Consider the following 16827-nt stretch of genomic DNA (forward strand, 5'->3'; position numbering starts at 1 on the left):
CTAATTTGCTAGGTTTGGATTTCTATCTACTTCAGTTTGTGGTAGAGGCACAAAATAATTTGATGGCGCTAGAGAACCAATTATAGCATTTGTTTCTGATGTTATAGGTTCATTGGTAAGTGCGTTTATAGAAACTCTTGGGTTTCTAGCAGAACCACCGAGTGCAGCCTCAACCTGCTCTTTTCTTACCAGATCATTCCAACGTAAATATTCACCTGCTAATTCCCATTTTCGCTCTGTAAAAGCTAAATCTTGAATTGTTCCATCTGACGGACCTACATCTGGCAAGCCAGCTCTATTTCTTACATCATTTAATGCTTTCCATGCTTCTGCGCCTGCAGTACCAGATTCTCCTGAGGCTTCAGCATAAATAAGTAAAACCTCGGCATATCTCATATAGTAGTCATTTCGGTCGCTTTCAAAACCTCCAAAAGTTCCTTCTTCAAACGGACCAACAATTTTCTTGAATAGGGGTTGTTGTTGATCTACAAAGCTAGTCCACTCTAAAAAGCCTCCAACAGGGTCGCCTGCGGTAGCTTTGTCATTTTCATCTAAAGGTACTTGCGTATGGTAGGTTGCATCTTTTCTAGCGCCTTCTGGCATATCTTCGAAAAATCTAATTTCTGCAAATGTCTCTTGCCAGCCTTGTGTTTGAGGATCACTTGGAAGTCCAAGTTTACCAGTTTTCCGGTTAGGAAGACCACAAGATGAACAATAGGCAATGGTAAATATAGATTCTATATTTTCTCTACCAGCTACGGTATATAAGGTTGAGATATCATCTACAAGGCCAAAACCATGATCACCAGCGTTATCAATGACTTGTTTAGCACTAGAAGCCGCTAAGGCATATTTTGAAGCATCTTTCTCAGGAAATCCTGCCCAATCTAAATAAAGTCTTGCAAGTATAGCTCTGGCTGTACCTGAGTTAGGATTGGAAGCTCCAATATTTGTTTGTACAGGTAACATAGATTCAGCGTTTAATAAATCGCTCTCTATCTGCTGGTACACCTCTGCTTGGGTTGCCAAAGGTCTTTCAAAGTTTATTTCTAAGTCTAAGGGTAATACTATTCTTCCGTGTATACGTGCTAAATGATAAAACATTAAACCCCTTAAGAAATAAGTTTGCCCCACTAACTCTTTTTGACGAGCAGCATCAGCAGGAAACGCTACACCTTCCATATTAATTAAAACAGTATTAGCGGCTTTCACCATAGCATAAATACCTGCCCAATTTGTGGCTGTTCTTCCGTTTGAAGCAGAGATGTCTCTTTGATCATATTCTCTAAAATCGCCTTTATTACTTTCTCGGTGCGTGGTCATATCATCACCAGACCAACCATTGACATAAAAAGTGGTCATCCAAGCGGCTTTGTTTAGTTTTCCAAAAATACCGGTTACGGCTAAATCTAATTCCTCAATACTATTGTAGGGTTCTACGGCTAAACTAGATTTACCTGGCGTTTCGTCTAATTCAAATTGTTCACAGCTATGAAGAAGCATAGCGAAGGCAATGATTACCAAGAGAAATGGTTTTACCTGAAATGAACGGTATGTGTTAATTGTTCTCATATTTTTTATTTTTTGTCTAAATCTTACTTCGAATTAAAATCTAATTTTTGCTCCTAAAGTGTAGGTTCTTGGATTAGGATAAGCACCAACATTAATACCTGGCGCAACATCTTCATTTCCTTCCGCACTTCGTCTTGAACTAGATTCAGGGTCATAACCAGAATAATCAGTAATTAAGAATAAATTTTGGCCACCTGCATATAGCTTAATGGAAACATCATTTAAGGTTTTTATATCTTTTAAAGTATAGCCTATAGTTAAGTTACTTAATCGGATAAAATCACCTTTTTCTACATAGCGACTAGATTCATACAGGTGGGCGAATGCGGGAATATCTGTTTCATTTGTTGGGGTCCATTGGTTAACTTGGTCTGGAGATAAGAAGCTTCTGGAATCTCCGGCACCACCAGTGATGGCAGCTTGTTGAATATTATAAATATCAAAACCATGCACTCCTTGAAGGAAGATATTGAAGTCCCAGTTCTTAATAGAAATAGTGTTGTTAAAGCCCCAAGTTAATTTTGGTGTACCGTTACCAATTGCACCAAATTTTACTTCATTATTTTCGTCTAATACATATTTAGCTTCTCCAGGTTTTGCAATCGGAATGCCTTCTGAATTTAAGGGAATATCATCTGTAGATTTCCACGTACCTAAAAATGTAGCTCCGTTAAATTGTCCTAAGGGCTGATTAATTTCTATGAAGTTAAGTATGTTTCCTTGGCCCCCTGGAGCCTGAAATTGTCCAATTATTGTGGTTAAACCATCGTTTAATTGCGTAACCTTGTTTTCTACATAGGATAATGAAAAGTTAGAACTCCAATTCGTATTTTCTGTAGTAATAAAATCATATCCTACAGTAAGATCAATACCCTTATTTTCTACTTCACCTACATTTTTTAAAATCGTATTAGCACCTAATTCACCGCCATCATAATCTGGGATAGTAGCATTTAATAATAAATCTTCGGTAACCTTTTTATACCCATCAATACTTATGTTTCCTTTTCCATTTGCAAAGCCTAGGTCAATTCCAACATTTAATTGTGAAGTTGTCTCCCAAGTAGCAAAAGGGTTACCAATACTATTTATAAAAGTACCCGTAGTAGCGGCAGTACCATTAGCAGCATAGCTATTAAATCCTAAAGTTGTGAATGAAGAGTAGGGGCCAATATTTTGATTTCCTACTTGTCCCCAGCCTGCTCTTAGTTTTAAACTACTTAGACTATTAGAGTTTTCAATCAAATCATTTAGGCTATACGCTAAGGCAACAGAAGGAAAGAATCCCCATCGTTCTTTTTCTCTAAAAACAGAACTGGCATCATAACGTCCTGTAGCGGTAAGAAAAAGATTGTTATCTAAAATATATTCTGCTCTCAGCATAAATGAAGATAATTCTCTTTCATTGAACTCATTGTTTACAGTTTGACCTGAATTAGGAGCTAATTCTGCAAAATAAAATCCACGTCCTTGTAGTGAAAGGTCATTGGCATTCCATCCATTGCCCTGAAATTTAGAGTTTGAATATTCTTGGACTCCTGTTAATTTAATATCATGAATATCACCAAACTCTTTTTGCCAAGTGAATATATTACTCATTTGGTAACTGGTGTTTTTATTGTTGTTAAAAGAGGTATGAGGTAGTTGATCATCGCCTATTTCAACAGCATATCTTTCCACATTTAAACTAGATATTTGAGTACCTAATATTAAAGAATAAGTAAAATTGTCTGTGATGTTGTACGTAGTGTTAATCGTGGCATTTAATCTTTCTTCATTATCTCTGATTCTAGTTTCATTCAAACTTCTCACAGGGTTGTCATTTAAGGATGCCACAGAAGATCTGATATTGTATTCTCCTGCTGCATTATACACGGGAGTAGTGGGGTCCCATGTTAAGGCTTTATAAATAAAACTCCCTTGACCATTACCAAAACGATCTGTATTATTTTTATTTTCACTTCTACTACCATAGACGTTAAGGCCAATTTTGAAGTTGTCTTTTACTTGTGCTTCCACATTAGATCTAATAGACAATTGATTGTAACCAGTGTTAATGACAATTCCTTCTTCATCTCTATAATTCCCCGAAAAATAATATCTAATATTACCTTCAGAGCCATTGGCTGAAATAGCTAAATTTTTACTGATTCCTGTGCGTAGAATTTCTTGCTCATAATCCGTACCACCATTAGCAGCAAATGCCGCTATTTGGCTTTCGGTATAAATAGCTGCTCCACCAGAATTTGTTCTTCTTAGATTTTCTATGATGGCAAAATCTTCAGCACCCAATCGGGGTACGGAATTAGGACTTGAAGAAAAAGAAGTAAAGTAATTAACGTTTATTTTTCCTTTTCCAGACCCTTTTTTTGTGGTAATAATAATAACACCATTAGATCCTCTTACACCATATATTGCTGTAGCTGATGCATCTTTAAGAATATCCATAGCGGCAATATCATCGGGATTTATGGTGCTTAAATCACCACCGAGCACACCATCAACTACGACAAGTGGTTGGTTGTTTCCAGTGATAGAATTGACACCTCTAATTCTAACCTTTATGGCGCCACCTGGTTGGCCATTAGCTTTTGCCACGGTAACCCCTGCCGCACGACCTTGTAGCGCTTCTTCAACTCGAGTTACCGGCTGATCTTCAAAGGACTTAGAATCTATTCTAGATACGGAACCTGTAACGTCACTTTTTTTGACGGTACCATATCCAATAACCACAACGTCATCTAATTGTTGCACATCTGATTGTAGGGTTACGCTTATAGAGGTCTGACTTCCGATAGCTATTGTTTTAGAAACATGGCCAATATAGGATATTACCAAAACCTCCTCTGCCAATGCTGTAATACTAAAATTGCCATCAAAGTCGGTAACGGCTCCTTTAGTAGTGCCTTTTATAATAACATTGGCTCCAGGAATAGGAACCCCGGTTTCGTCACTAACAGTACCGGTGACTGTTTTTTGGGCTGCTCCTTGATAAAAGCCCATTAAGGAGAGAAAAATCCCCAATAGAAGACATTTCTTCGAATACTTGAAAAAACTGTTTTTCATAATCATTTGTTTTACGTGTGTTTAGTTGAGTATATGTGTGATTTTAATAGATTATAAGTATGAACAATATTGAAACCAAGCTTAAATGTGTGTGGTGTAGTCAGTTAATTTTTAAGTTTCAAATAAGAAACTGGTTTCTTATTTGAAACAAATATATACATTTTCACATAACATTAACATGCGTCATTGTTATATTTTCTATTATTTACTTAAATAACTAATAAATTGATAAGAATGCGCCTAAAAATTTAAGGGTTTGATAAAGCTGATGTTTTTGAAGAAATAATACAGAAGGCAGCAAGACGTAAATGCCATTAGATATTTAGATAAACGGCAAAAAAACACCCATAAATTTGACTAAATTTATGGGTGTATAATTATTGTAATTTTACTTAAACGACGAAACTCATTCGCTTGTATATCATAAAATTTGATATTATCTATTAAAGTATATTAATGCTTACTATCTGGGTAAAGGTCATTTGTATACCTGTAAACCTCTGCCTTTCCTATGCCTCTAGCATTTGTAATTTCTTCTTTCCATTGTTGTCTTAAGTTAGCTAATACCTCTGACTGTTGTGGATTGTTGGCTAAATTAGCCAGCTCATTAGGGTCGTTTTTTAAATTATATAATTCTTCATAAACAGGTTGCTCTCCATGTAAAGGTGAATCTATATAATCACGATATATAGCAATCTCAGGATCATGCATATTGTATAACATCTCATTCAAAGGAATGCCCATTTCCTTAGCGTATTTAATTTCTTTAGCTGCCGAAAAATTGTTATTTTTATAGTATCTTATATATTTCCATTCTTTATTTTGAATAGCTTCACATCTTGGATTACCGAAATGGGTAGACCATAAGTTTTCCGTGTATACATAATCTCTAACTTCTACTTTTGACCCTATTATTAAATCTGAGATATCTTTACCTTGAAACGTAATTGGAGGAGTAATGCCGCCCATAGCAAGCATTGTTGGGGCTATATCTATGGTTTGCACTAAGGCATCACTTTTTAATCCTCTTTGTTTTTTAGGAGCTTTAGGATTAAATACAATAATAGGTACATGCGTAGTTTGTTCATAACAAAGTGCTTTACCTCCTAAACCCTGTTGCCCACCAAACAAGCCGTGATCAGAGGTGAAAATAATAATCGTATTTTTATCTAGTTTTAAATCTTTCAGTTTTTTTTGAAGGTTTCCCACTAAGCGGTCAATCCCTGTCATGGCTTCTAGCTCTCTTATGTATCGTTCTTTAACGCCTTCTGGTGTATCTACATAGTTATATCCTTCTTGTCTATCTTCTGCTCTAAGTAAATCTGCTGGAAGTTTTGGTGTTTTAATAGCTGCTTTAGCGACATAGTTTTTGTGTAATGGAATGTCTAAATCACGATAGAGTGTTTTATAAATAGCATCATCACTTTCTTTTAATTTCATAGAACGTGTTCCTGCGCCATGTGGTAAATTAAAGTTGATGGAAAGCATAAATGGTTTGTTTGCAGGCCTATTTTCTAAAAAATGTAAAGCACCTTTTAATTTTCTAGCATTAGGATCTAAGAACTCATCTACACCTTCATTGATGATTTCGGGTTGGGTAAAAGCAATAGCGTCGTTAAAAATGCTATGATTGTCTTTCGGATAAAAACCTAAATGTCCGTGTCCAGCATACCAATAATCAAAACTCTTTTCCATGAGTCCGCTATCATATCCTCCTTTACCAATAGGGGCATGGTTCTTACCTACCCAGCCGGTATAATAGCCATTATTCCGCAGTATCACAGGATATGAATTTTCCCATGCAGTATCTGAAACACTTGTGCCAGAATTAAAATTTACACCGTGTTTCCTTTCGTATTGACTTAATAATATAGATATTCTACTAGGTGTACAAATGGCACTCGTGACATGGGCATTTGTAAATAATATACCCTCTTGGGCTATTTTATCAATATTAGGGGTTTGAACTACAGGATTGCCTGTGCACCCTAACAAATCATAAGATTGATCATCCGTTAGAATGAAAACAATATTAGGGCGATCTTGTGCCTTAACGATTGTGGTTAATAAGAAAAGGAATAATAACGTTTTTTTCATGTTTCATTTTTTTTGATGTTTATTGAATAAAAATTGGTTAAGGAATTTAGAGGATTACTTAACCAATATCATGTTGCAATTATTTTTAAGGATTTGTAGACCATAAAGAAGCCCCTTTAAGCATAGCTCTTCTAGGAAGTTTTAAACCGGCAAGAATCAATTCAGCAAAATCTTCGGGTTGCAACACGCTATCTACTGAACCTTTTTCTGCAATACCGGCTTCAATTGACATATCCGATTCTATGGTGCTTGGGGTCAATGTAACAACCCTGATATTGTTTTTACGTACTTCCTTCATCAAGGATTCAGACATGCCAATAACTGCAAATTTTGATGCTGAATAGGCTGATGTAGTTGCATTTCCATTTAATCCTGCTGTGGAAGACACATTAATAATATCGCCTTCATTTTTAGCAATTAAAGACGGTAAAACTTCTTTAGTCACATAATACATGCCCATAAGATTGGTTTGTATAATTTGAGTCCATTGTTCAACCGGCATGTCATTAAATGAACCAAAGCCCCCTATACCCGCGTTATTAACTAAAATATCTACACCGCCTAATGTGTCTATGATTTTTTTAATACTTGTTTTGACGTCCTCATAATTGCCCACATCGAATACCGCATAAGTAGCGCTTACGCCCAGTGCTTCAATTTCTGAAACGGTTTCTTTTAATGTACTTTCGGTTCTACCAGTAATGGCTACATCAATACCTTCTTTGGCAAAGGCAATTGCCGTCGCTTTTCCAAGACCTCTACCACCACCTGTTATAATTGCTTTTTTGTTTTTTAGATTGCTCATGTTTTTTCGTATTAGTTAACTTTTGTCCAGTAATCCATAATAAAAGCACCTCCTATTATTGGACCAACTTTACTTACCAAATCTAAATGTGCTTTATGAAAAAGATAAATTTCTCTGGCATGCTCATCATTAAATGTTATTGTGAAGGTATGCGTAAAACCTTCACTGTGACCTTCTTCACTATCATTAACACCCCATTCAATATTCACGATTTCTGGAATTTCATTTTTAAGATTTACAAAAGTTTCAACAGCTTCATTTATTTGAGCTTCGGTAGCTTCTTCTTTATATTTAAGATTTACTATGTGTCTTAAAAATTTGCCTTCTCTATTAATTTTCGGTGCAATTTTATAAGTTACCACCTTATTCAAATCAAACTGATTAGAGCCTGCAATAAGAAAATCTTGATTGTCGATTTTATGAGATCTTAAACCGTAATAGATGGAAAATCCTGTTTCTAAATAATTGATAGGACTAAGAATGCCAGCTTCGTTTAATTTTAATAATTGAATACTCGCATCATCTCTTGTGCCAACTGCTAAAACAGCTTCGTTATTATCGCTTGAAACAATTTCAATTCGTGTTTGTCCTTGTAGTTTTGTGGTTTCATCATCTTTAAGAACAAAATGTGGTACTAAAGCTCCCTTTTTATTCACTTTAAATACACTTACACCATCACCATGATAAGTGAATTTTTTTCTTTTTATAAAGTTGGTAGTAGTATCGTAGTATTTGTGATGTCTATGACCTACTATTACGTACTTATTTTCGCCTAAAGTTACTCCTGTTACTGGGTATGCTCCTGTTAAATATCTATCTGTATTATTATCATCAATATTATTTATGTTCTTGAAAGTTCCGTCATCATAAACTCTGAAACTACTAACACCATTGTCTTGAAAACCTCCTGTGTATAAAAAGGTTTTACCCTTTATTTTGTGAGTAAACATGCCAATAATTCCATCAGTGTGAATGGTTTCATCATCTTTCATAGATTGCACATGTGTTAGCTTTCCATCGTTTTGTATTTTGAAACTACTCAAGCCAGGTGTTTCTTCTAGGCCACCAATGAAAAGATATGATGCATTTTTCATATGTATCACTTGCAAGGTAATTGCCGTTCCCAAATGGGTTTCATTCGTATCTTCAACGAGAGAAACACGATCTAAAGATCCGTTGTCTAAAATTTTAAAGGTTTCAATAACATTGCCATGTTTGTTTGCCACAAAAAGGAAGTCAGTGCCATTAATATTATCGGCTACCATACCGCGAGAAGGTCCAGTTCCCTTATAAAGTTCGTGGTTGCTAATTGGAGTAAGTATACCGTCTTTATTTAAACTATATACATCTACATTACCTACGCCACCTGCATAAACAAGATGAATACCGTTTTTTACGTAACTAGTCACCGAAACTGTGTTTTTTCCAGAGATGCTCTTGAAGTCTTTTCTGTACAGCATCGAATCATCTGAATTTTGAGCAAGGCTAAATTGCGATAATGCCAAGATGATGATGAGTGCAAAATATTTTATTATTTTCATGATTAAGGTTCTTTGTAAATAATTAGTCTACTATTGATTTTGCTCCTGCTGTAGCTATTGCTCTATCTTGTTCTATTGTTCCGCCGCTTACACCTATGGCTCCAATAATTTTACCGTCTTTATTTTTAATAGGTAAGCCGCCGGGAAAAGTAATTAGACCCCCATTAGAAAGCTCAATATTGTAAATGATACCACCTGGTTGGGTTAATTCGCCTAATTCACCGGTGTCAATATCAAAATATCTTGCCGTCTTTGCTTTTTTGATAGCTACGTCTATACTTCCTAAAAATGAATCATCCATCCGAATGAATGCCTTTAAATTTGCGCCTGCATCGACCACTGCAATGTTGACTAGCACGTTTGAATCTTCAGCGTTTTTCTTCGCGGCTAAAAGAATTTCAAAGGCTTCTTCATGTGAAATGTCATTTGTAATTTGAGCATATGTTGTAGTAGACATAGGTATTAATGCCAGTCCGATAACGCACACTTTAATTTGCTTAAATAAGTTCATAATTACGTTTATTAGTTAAGCTTGCAAATATTGAAAATCACTTCTGGAAAATAGTTGAACAAGTTCAACTCGATCATGATTATTGCATTTTATCTTGTTTTTTTATTTTACTTAAAAACTCATGCGTAATGCCTAAATAACTCGCCATTTGTCTATCCGTAAGTTTCAAAACAATTTCAGGATAATGTGTCGTAAAATAATTGTACCGCTCTTTTGCTGTTAAACTGTTGTTTCTAACCACTCTTCGCTGCCAAGCAACAATTGATTTTTGGAACATGATTCGAAAAAATTTCTCAGCCATTGGTAATTCATTATAGAGATTGGCTTTTTCTTCTTGAGAGATGATTAACATCTTGCTGTCTTCTAAAGCTTGAATATTTAAATCTGATGGTTTGTGGTTCATAAAACTGTCTATATCCATCAGCCACCAGTCTTTGGCGGCAAAGTATAATGTGTTTTCATTCCCTTTTTTGTCTAGTGAAAAAACTCTAAAACACCCTTCAGTTACAAACGCTTCAAATTTGCAAAACTCTCCTTGCTTGAGTAGAAATTCTTTTTTCGAAATAGTTTTAGCACTAAAAAAATTACAAAATTTTTCAGCTTCTACCTTCGACACTTCTCTGTTTTTAGTAATGTTTTCTATTAATAAATCGTAAATCATATTTTATTCAAATTCCACATGTAATACAATAATTATTGAATGTAATAGTACCATTTTAAATATTGTGCTGTCAAATAATTGGCGTAGTAGCATGTACTATTCTCAGTTTATATTTTTTTGATGTAAACGTAATAGGCAATATTTGATTGGTTTTCAGCATCAACAAAATTTGCAAAAAATTTAGTTTTTCCAGCTTTTAAGTCCACCGAGAAATCTGCTGAACTTGCATCTTTTTCAACTTCAGTTTCTACTTTTAATTGATTTTCAAATTCAATAAAAGCTTTGGTATACTGCATATTTTTTCCTTCAGGAATAGCTTTTTCTAAACCAGGAATTTCAGTGGTTGTTATTTTTGATGTGCTACTATTAATGCCTAAGTTGGCTTCTATAGGATACCTTCTAAGTGCTACTTCATATGTGCCTTCTTCAAGAATATCAACACTCCAATACCCACTGCCAATTTTACCTTCTCTAATTTGAATTTGGTTCCAAGGTTGCATTGTTTCTTTACCATGAGTGTCATGAGCAGTAAGCGTAATAGGGTTTTCATTTTTTGATCCTATTTTAAAATAAATTTCTTCATTGAAATCTTTAGAAACTTGAGACCACCATTGCTCATAAAATGCTTTCATTTCATTAACTTTCTCGGGGTTTTCAGGAGCAATATTGGTAGCCTGACCTATATCTTCGGAAATATCATAAAGTTCTTTCCCATTAATTAAGCGCCAATTAGCTTGCATCACCGCAGAATTTTTCCATTTTCTCGGGTTTTGTACGCGTTGAGAATCGGTCACTAGCATTCTAGTGTTTAAGGTATCTTTTCCTCTTAAAAGCGGAACAATACTCTGGCCGTCCAGTGCCAAATGATCTTTTGGTAAAGCTATACCACAAAGGTCTGCAAGAGTGGGCAGAATGTCAATTTGAGCAGCAAGGGTATTTATATCTTTTGGTGTATTAATTTTTCCGTCTTTCCAGTGTATAAAGAAAGGAACCCTATGTCCGCCTTCATACTCACTCCCTTTAGTACCGCGCATTTCAGCATTAAACCCCGTAATTTTTCCTTTTTTATTGTAATATCCTGCCGAGGTACCGTTGTCTGTCATAAAAATTAAAATGGTATTATCAGCGATGTCTAACGCTTTTAATTTGCGCCTTAGGGTTCCAAAATTGTCATCAATATTGGTAATCATCCCATAAAAACGTTTTTGCGTATCTGCTAAAACAGCATCGTCTAAATCTTTATACAAGTCATAATATTTAGTAGGTACATTATAAGGGCCGTGTGGAGCATTGGGAGCTAGATAGCAGAAAAATGGCTCATCCTTATTGGTTTCAATAAATTTAATGGCTTCGTCAAAAAAGATATCAGTACAATATCCTTCGTATTTTTCAGGTTTTCCATTATGAAAATAGGTGTCATTAAAATAGGTGTTATCCCAATAATCTGGAGTTTGTTGTACGCCACCACCTCCATGCATTACCGTTTCTTGAAAACCACGATCTTCTGGTCTAAAGGGGTAATTATCTCCCAAATGCCATTTTCCAAATCCACCAGTTTTATAGCCAGCTTCAGCAAACATATTGGCCAAAGTTTTCTCATTTTCACGTAATAAAGACCACCCACCAACGGTATGCCAAACCCCAGTGCTATTGGCATATCTACCCGTCATTAACCCAGCACGTGTAGGTGCACAAGTAGGGCCTACATGAAAATTGGTTAAATGCGAACTCTCTGTATAAAAAGAATCTATGTTTGGAGTTTTAATGATGTTGTTGCCATGAACTCCTAAATCTCCATAACCTTGATCATCTGTAATTACAATAATTACATTAGGTTTTGAACTCTTGTCCGTGACAACAAGTTCTTTCTTTTTTGATTGGCAACCTATTAGAGTTATAATACTAAATAGTGCTAAATATTTCATTTTCATAAGATGAATTTCAATTTAAATATACTTCAGTGTTTACTATAATAGAACTAACGTATCCTCCAGAATCTGGAAAGGTAAGTTCAACAATATTTTCTCCTGTTCTAATATTTTTTAGGGATGTTGGTACGGGAATAACACCAAAAAATTGTTCCCTACCGGCTTGATCATATCCTGCCCAGTTATCTGGGATAGTTACGGTAGTACCATTGATTTTGAGAATGGGCTTCTTACTTAATTCATGTGTTCTTCCAAGCCCCATTTTTAGTGTCGCTACTCCTTTTTCTCCGGAAATAACATTATTAATTTTGAAAGTCAAGGTTTTATTGGCTTCAATTTTTTTAAGACATGATTTTGAATAATAGTTACGTTCCGTAATGCTATTTTGAAATGTATTTTCTTTAAGATCGTAGTCTATAATTACCGTTTCTCCAACCTTTAGCGTAATATTGGTTTTGTCATTGATATCTGTAAAATAGACTAATTTAGGAAATCCTGATGCGGTAGTATACGATCTTCTAATGGTAATGTTTTCTATAAGGTTTTGACTTCCATTTAAAAAATTTAGAGGAACACTTTGGGGTTCATCGGCTAAATTATTCAAAGCAATATAAGCTTTGTTCTTATTTAGAAATGCGTGTGCTTGAATATCAGGATTCATGGATTGTACATGAATACGTTTTCCTTCAACTCCTTTCCATAGTTCCCAGAACTTTTTTAAATGGGTGTACTCATAGGAACCATCCTCTGTCTTTTTGAGTAAAACCCAAGGATATGGGTGTTTATTTGGGTTTCTATCATCTTTATAAAACCAAGTAGCTTTACCCGTGATAAAAGGTACTGCCTTTAGAAGACGGTCTGGTTTATCTAAGAGCGACATTAATATTTTATTATAAGACATTAAGCACACTCCGTTTAGGGTAGGAGAGTAGGGTTCTCCTTGCAGGCCTTTAGCCGTATACCCATATTCTGAAATTAAATGAGGTTTTATAAGATTCCATTTCTGGTAGCTATAGGATTCTATAAGGTCTAGAATTGCTTCGGAATTACTTCCGGATCTGTAATTGAAATCTCCTTCAACATTTCGCCCATCGTAAAGATGTGTAGCAAAAAACTTCATGCTTTCACCGGCAGTATCCATAAATACTTTCATGCGGCTATTCCAAATAGCAAAATTATTTTTGTCATATTCAGGCCAAGCAGCGCTGTAGCCACCAACCATAATATTTGGAATTTCGGCATGAACTTTATCAGCCACTAATTTATGAAATTTAGACATTTCAAGAATTACTTCGTCTGTTTCATCATAGGTTTTTACATAGTCTTTAGCATGTACAAAAGGTTCATTCATCACCTCATAGTATTTAGGCATTTCAGGATAAGCATTCTTTAAATAAGCGATAGTAAACGCTGCTGCTTTTTCATAATCTTTTTTTAGTTGAAAAGCATCTCTGGGATGGTTGGTGATAATAAGATCAGTAGTCTTATAATCCTTATATAAAGGCGAATTTAAAAACCGCTGTGCATTACTTTTGGCCAGTCTTTCGGCATTTTCAATAGACAGGTCGCCCTTTTTATGGTTCGCATAAGGGCCTGGACCACCAAAAGTTCTTCCAAATTCAATACCTAAATTATCATATAAATAGTCTGGATCGGCTGCAATTTCATGATCATTATAAGAGGCATGTATCGCAAAGTATTTTTCTCTTTGCAATTCGCTTTCTGATCCTATATATTTTTGTGTGGTAAAGTCAATGAATACTTCATTGTTTTGAGCGAAACTCACACTAAAAACAAGACCAATTATAAGTTGTGTTATTACCTGTTTCATAAGACTAAAATTTTACAAATTTATAATAATCGTTAGTGCTTGTTATTGCAAAATAGGCTCCCTTTGATAGCGTACTTATGGTGATGTGTTTACTGTTCAGCTCTTCAAGAATAATTTTACCATTTCTGTCAATAATTTTAATAAAATCAAAAGCGGAAGAACCAGGAAGTGTTAAAATATTGGATGATTTGTTTACAGAAATTTGAATGCTTTTATTATTAATTTCGGCCATAGTAATTTGTGCAGTGGGCTTAAGGAACTGTACTCCAGATATTTCTTTGGTGATCGTGTTTTTAGCAGTAAAATCTTCCGGCAGCCCAAAAGATAACACTAACCTATAATCTTTACCTACCAGAGGTTCCTCATAGTTAATAGCTATTTTTTTAGAGCCACTGCCGGCACCAATAGCTATTCTTTTGGAGGATGCTAACCAATTATTTTTTTGCCACAATGCTATTTGAACTTGCATGGGTTTGCTAAAAGAATAGTCCACATCAAATTGGTATTTCGCTGTATTTTCAATAATGGTGTTTAGTAAAGGAGAGAATGAAGCATTCTCAGAAAAGGAAACTGGTTTTTTGATGAATTCAATATTATTAATAATTTGACCAACTCTAGTCGTTTCCCAATTTCCATTTACTGCTCTTAGGCTAAGTACTAATTTATATCCTTTTCCCGGTGATGGTTTTTGTGCTGAGGTAATCGTTAATTTTTGAATGCCTTGTCCTTTTTTTATCTTAATTTTTGTAGTGGCATAATATTTTGAAGGCCCTCCACTAATGTCTATAGATAAATCTCCATCTGCTAAAGCAATATAACCTATGGTAAAATCATAGGAATCGCTTATCAGAATTTTTACGGGTTGTGGTTTTACAAAAAGTACTTTTTCAGTTAGCTCTTGTGCATTTATTTGTAGGCAAAAAAGAAGTATTATTAGGGTAATTAGAACTCTCATGGGTTGTTTATTTAGCTTTAGGAATTATATTTTTAGGTATATCAAGATTTCTATCATGTGATCCTTTAGCAAAATTACTCACCTTGTAGTCATTTTTGTTTTTCCAATTACTTTCAATTCTACCATCGCCTAAAACAATAGCGCCAAGTTTTATTCTAAACCAATCGGCTAAAGCCATATACTTTTTATCATTTGCAATATTATTCTGTTCTAAAGGATCATTACGCAGATCGTACAATGCCATTTGTACTTCCTCTCGAGGTGCATCTAATCCCCATTTAATATTCTCGTTGGGTACATATCTTCCTCCGGGATTACCATTTAAAGGTCTTGGTCTCATAGAAAATGCAAAATTTTTGGATCGTAAGTAGGTTCTTGGACCAGCTACACTATTTATTTCACCGATGATATAATCACGCTCATTTTTTTTATTGATGCATACGTCTGCCAGGTTATACCCATCTAAGAATTTTAATTCTGCTGTTTTTAAATCTATACCCCCAGCAGCCAAAATGGTGGGCATTATATCTACGTATTCTACTAAGCCTTTATAAATCTTGTGTTCAGGAATTATCTTTTTATCTGAGGCTACTAAAATACCTGTGGTATGTGTTGCAAATTCCCAGGGAGAAAATTTTGATTCAATGCCTTGTTCACCTAATTGCCAGCCATGATCTCCGCTAGTGTATAAAATAACGTACTCTTGCTTGTTTTTTTTGCAGTAGGTTTTAAATGCTGTGATAGCCTTGCCGATGAGATAATCACCATAGGCACAAAAGGCATAATAATCTCTGATAGCTTGTTGTTTTTCTTCATAGGTCAAACCATCAATTTTTAATTTTGTATATAAATCTACTAGTTGTTTAGGCAGTTTACTGAGCTCTTTTTCCTTATTAAAGGACGGAATTCTGTATATTTTTTCTGTAAATAGTGCTCTAAACTCTTTTGGAGGCATTACAGGGGTATGTGGAAAGTGAAAACTTAAACTGGTAAAAATGGGCTTGTTAGTAGTTACGCCTTCCATAGGATACCCTTGCAGTGTTTGATAGGTTTTGTTTTCGTTTTCTAGGTAACTTATATATTCCGTTAAAATGTTAGCATCTAAAGTTTTATTAGCCGGCATTGGGCTTACACCACCTATGATTAGATCTTTAGACTCTTTTGTGTACGCATATAAAATGTCTAATTCTTTTTCTACCTGTCTTTTTATCTTTAGTTCTTCTTCTGAAATATTCTTTTGACGACTCCATGATTTTTTTTCACCGTTGGGGTAAAAGAATTCTGTCCTAGCGTCGATCTTCGCAGGCCTGCCATTTACTTTTCCAAAAATTGAAGGATTGTACCAATCGGTGTGCCCAGCTCTACTTAATTCAGTATCTAAAATGTATTTTTCATAAAAGCCCTTAAACTCATTTTTTACATTCTTCTTGATGCTTTTGTTCCGATAACCCGCTTTACCAAAAAGGCTAGTTTCATAACCATTTTCGCCCATGACCTGTGGAAGTGTTTTATCAAAAAAATCAGTTTCAGCATTAAAATATTCAAAACCATAAACGCCACTATGGTGTGGATATTTACCCGAAATTATAGAGGAGCGCGAGGGAGCACATGCAGGAGAGTTGCAATACATATTGGTAAAAACAATGCCTTCCTTCGCAAGACGATCTAAGTTAGGAGAAGAAACATAACCTAGTGGACTATTTTTTTCTCCTGTTACTATTTCATTATAAAAGCCATTAGAATCAACCCTTTGGTCATCGGTTATAATCCATAAAATATTAGGTTTCACCTGTGCCTGACTGCACGCATATATGGATAAACTGAAGATAAAGCTAAGAATAAGGGTGTTTTTCATAATTT

Annotated in this window: 11 protein-coding genes; all 11 read right to left on the reverse strand. The window is 35.0% G+C overall.

Annotated features, from left to right (window positions below; all coding sequences use genetic code 11):
• Entirely contained in the window at positions 1–1572 is a 1572-nt protein-coding gene (locus CELAL_RS12360) for a RagB/SusD family nutrient uptake outer membrane protein (protein WP_013551246.1), read from the reverse strand.
• A gap of 33 nt (positions 1573–1605) precedes the next feature.
• Complete coding sequence (locus CELAL_RS12365) at positions 1606–4638, reverse strand: SusC/RagA family TonB-linked outer membrane protein (protein ID WP_013551247.1); 3033 nt, start codon at positions 4636–4638, stop codon at positions 1606–1608.
• Between the two features lie 453 nt (positions 4639–5091).
• On the reverse strand, positions 5092–6735 hold the full coding sequence (locus tag CELAL_RS12370; protein WP_013551248.1) for a sulfatase-like hydrolase/transferase: 1644 nt from the start codon (positions 6733–6735) through the stop codon (positions 5092–5094).
• A gap of 85 nt (positions 6736–6820) precedes the next feature.
• Positions 6821–7540: a 3-ketoacyl-ACP reductase gene (locus tag CELAL_RS12375; protein WP_013551249.1), complete on the reverse strand. Its 720-nt coding sequence runs from the start codon at positions 7538–7540 to the stop codon at positions 6821–6823.
• Positions 7541–7551: 11 nt separating this feature from the next.
• Positions 7552–9081: a Dabb family protein gene (locus tag CELAL_RS12380; protein ID WP_013551250.1), complete on the reverse strand. Its 1530-nt coding sequence runs from the start codon at positions 9079–9081 to the stop codon at positions 7552–7554.
• 22 nt (positions 9082–9103) lie between these two features.
• On the reverse strand, positions 9104–9592 hold the full coding sequence (locus CELAL_RS12385) for a GlcG/HbpS family heme-binding protein (RefSeq protein ID WP_013551251.1): 489 nt from the start codon (positions 9590–9592) through the stop codon (positions 9104–9106).
• Positions 9593–9671: 79 nt separating this feature from the next.
• Positions 9672–10253: a Crp/Fnr family transcriptional regulator gene (locus CELAL_RS12390; RefSeq protein ID WP_013551252.1), complete on the reverse strand. Its 582-nt coding sequence runs from the start codon at positions 10251–10253 to the stop codon at positions 9672–9674.
• Positions 10254–10360: 107 nt separating this feature from the next.
• Positions 10361–12184 carry an arylsulfatase gene (locus CELAL_RS12395; RefSeq protein WP_013551253.1) on the reverse strand — a complete coding sequence of 608 codons (1824 nt, stop codon included), beginning with the start codon at positions 12182–12184 and terminating at the stop codon, positions 10361–10363.
• 10 nt (positions 12185–12194) lie between these two features.
• A complete protein-coding gene (locus tag CELAL_RS12400; protein WP_013551254.1) occupies positions 12195–14012 on the reverse strand; it encodes a hypothetical protein in 1818 nt (605 codons plus the stop codon).
• A 4-nt stretch (positions 14013–14016) separates the two neighbouring features.
• On the reverse strand, positions 14017–14967 hold the full coding sequence (locus tag CELAL_RS12405; protein ID WP_013551255.1) for a hypothetical protein: 951 nt from the start codon (positions 14965–14967) through the stop codon (positions 14017–14019).
• A gap of 7 nt (positions 14968–14974) precedes the next feature.
• Positions 14975–16822 carry a sulfatase-like hydrolase/transferase gene (locus tag CELAL_RS12410; RefSeq protein WP_013551256.1) on the reverse strand — a complete coding sequence of 616 codons (1848 nt, stop codon included), beginning with the start codon at positions 16820–16822 and terminating at the stop codon, positions 14975–14977.
• Positions 16823–16827 lie beyond the last annotated feature (5 nt).

The sequence above is a fragment of the Cellulophaga algicola DSM 14237 genome, from assembly GCF_000186265.1.
GTDB lineage: Bacteria > Bacteroidota > Bacteroidia > Flavobacteriales > Flavobacteriaceae > Cellulophaga > Cellulophaga algicola.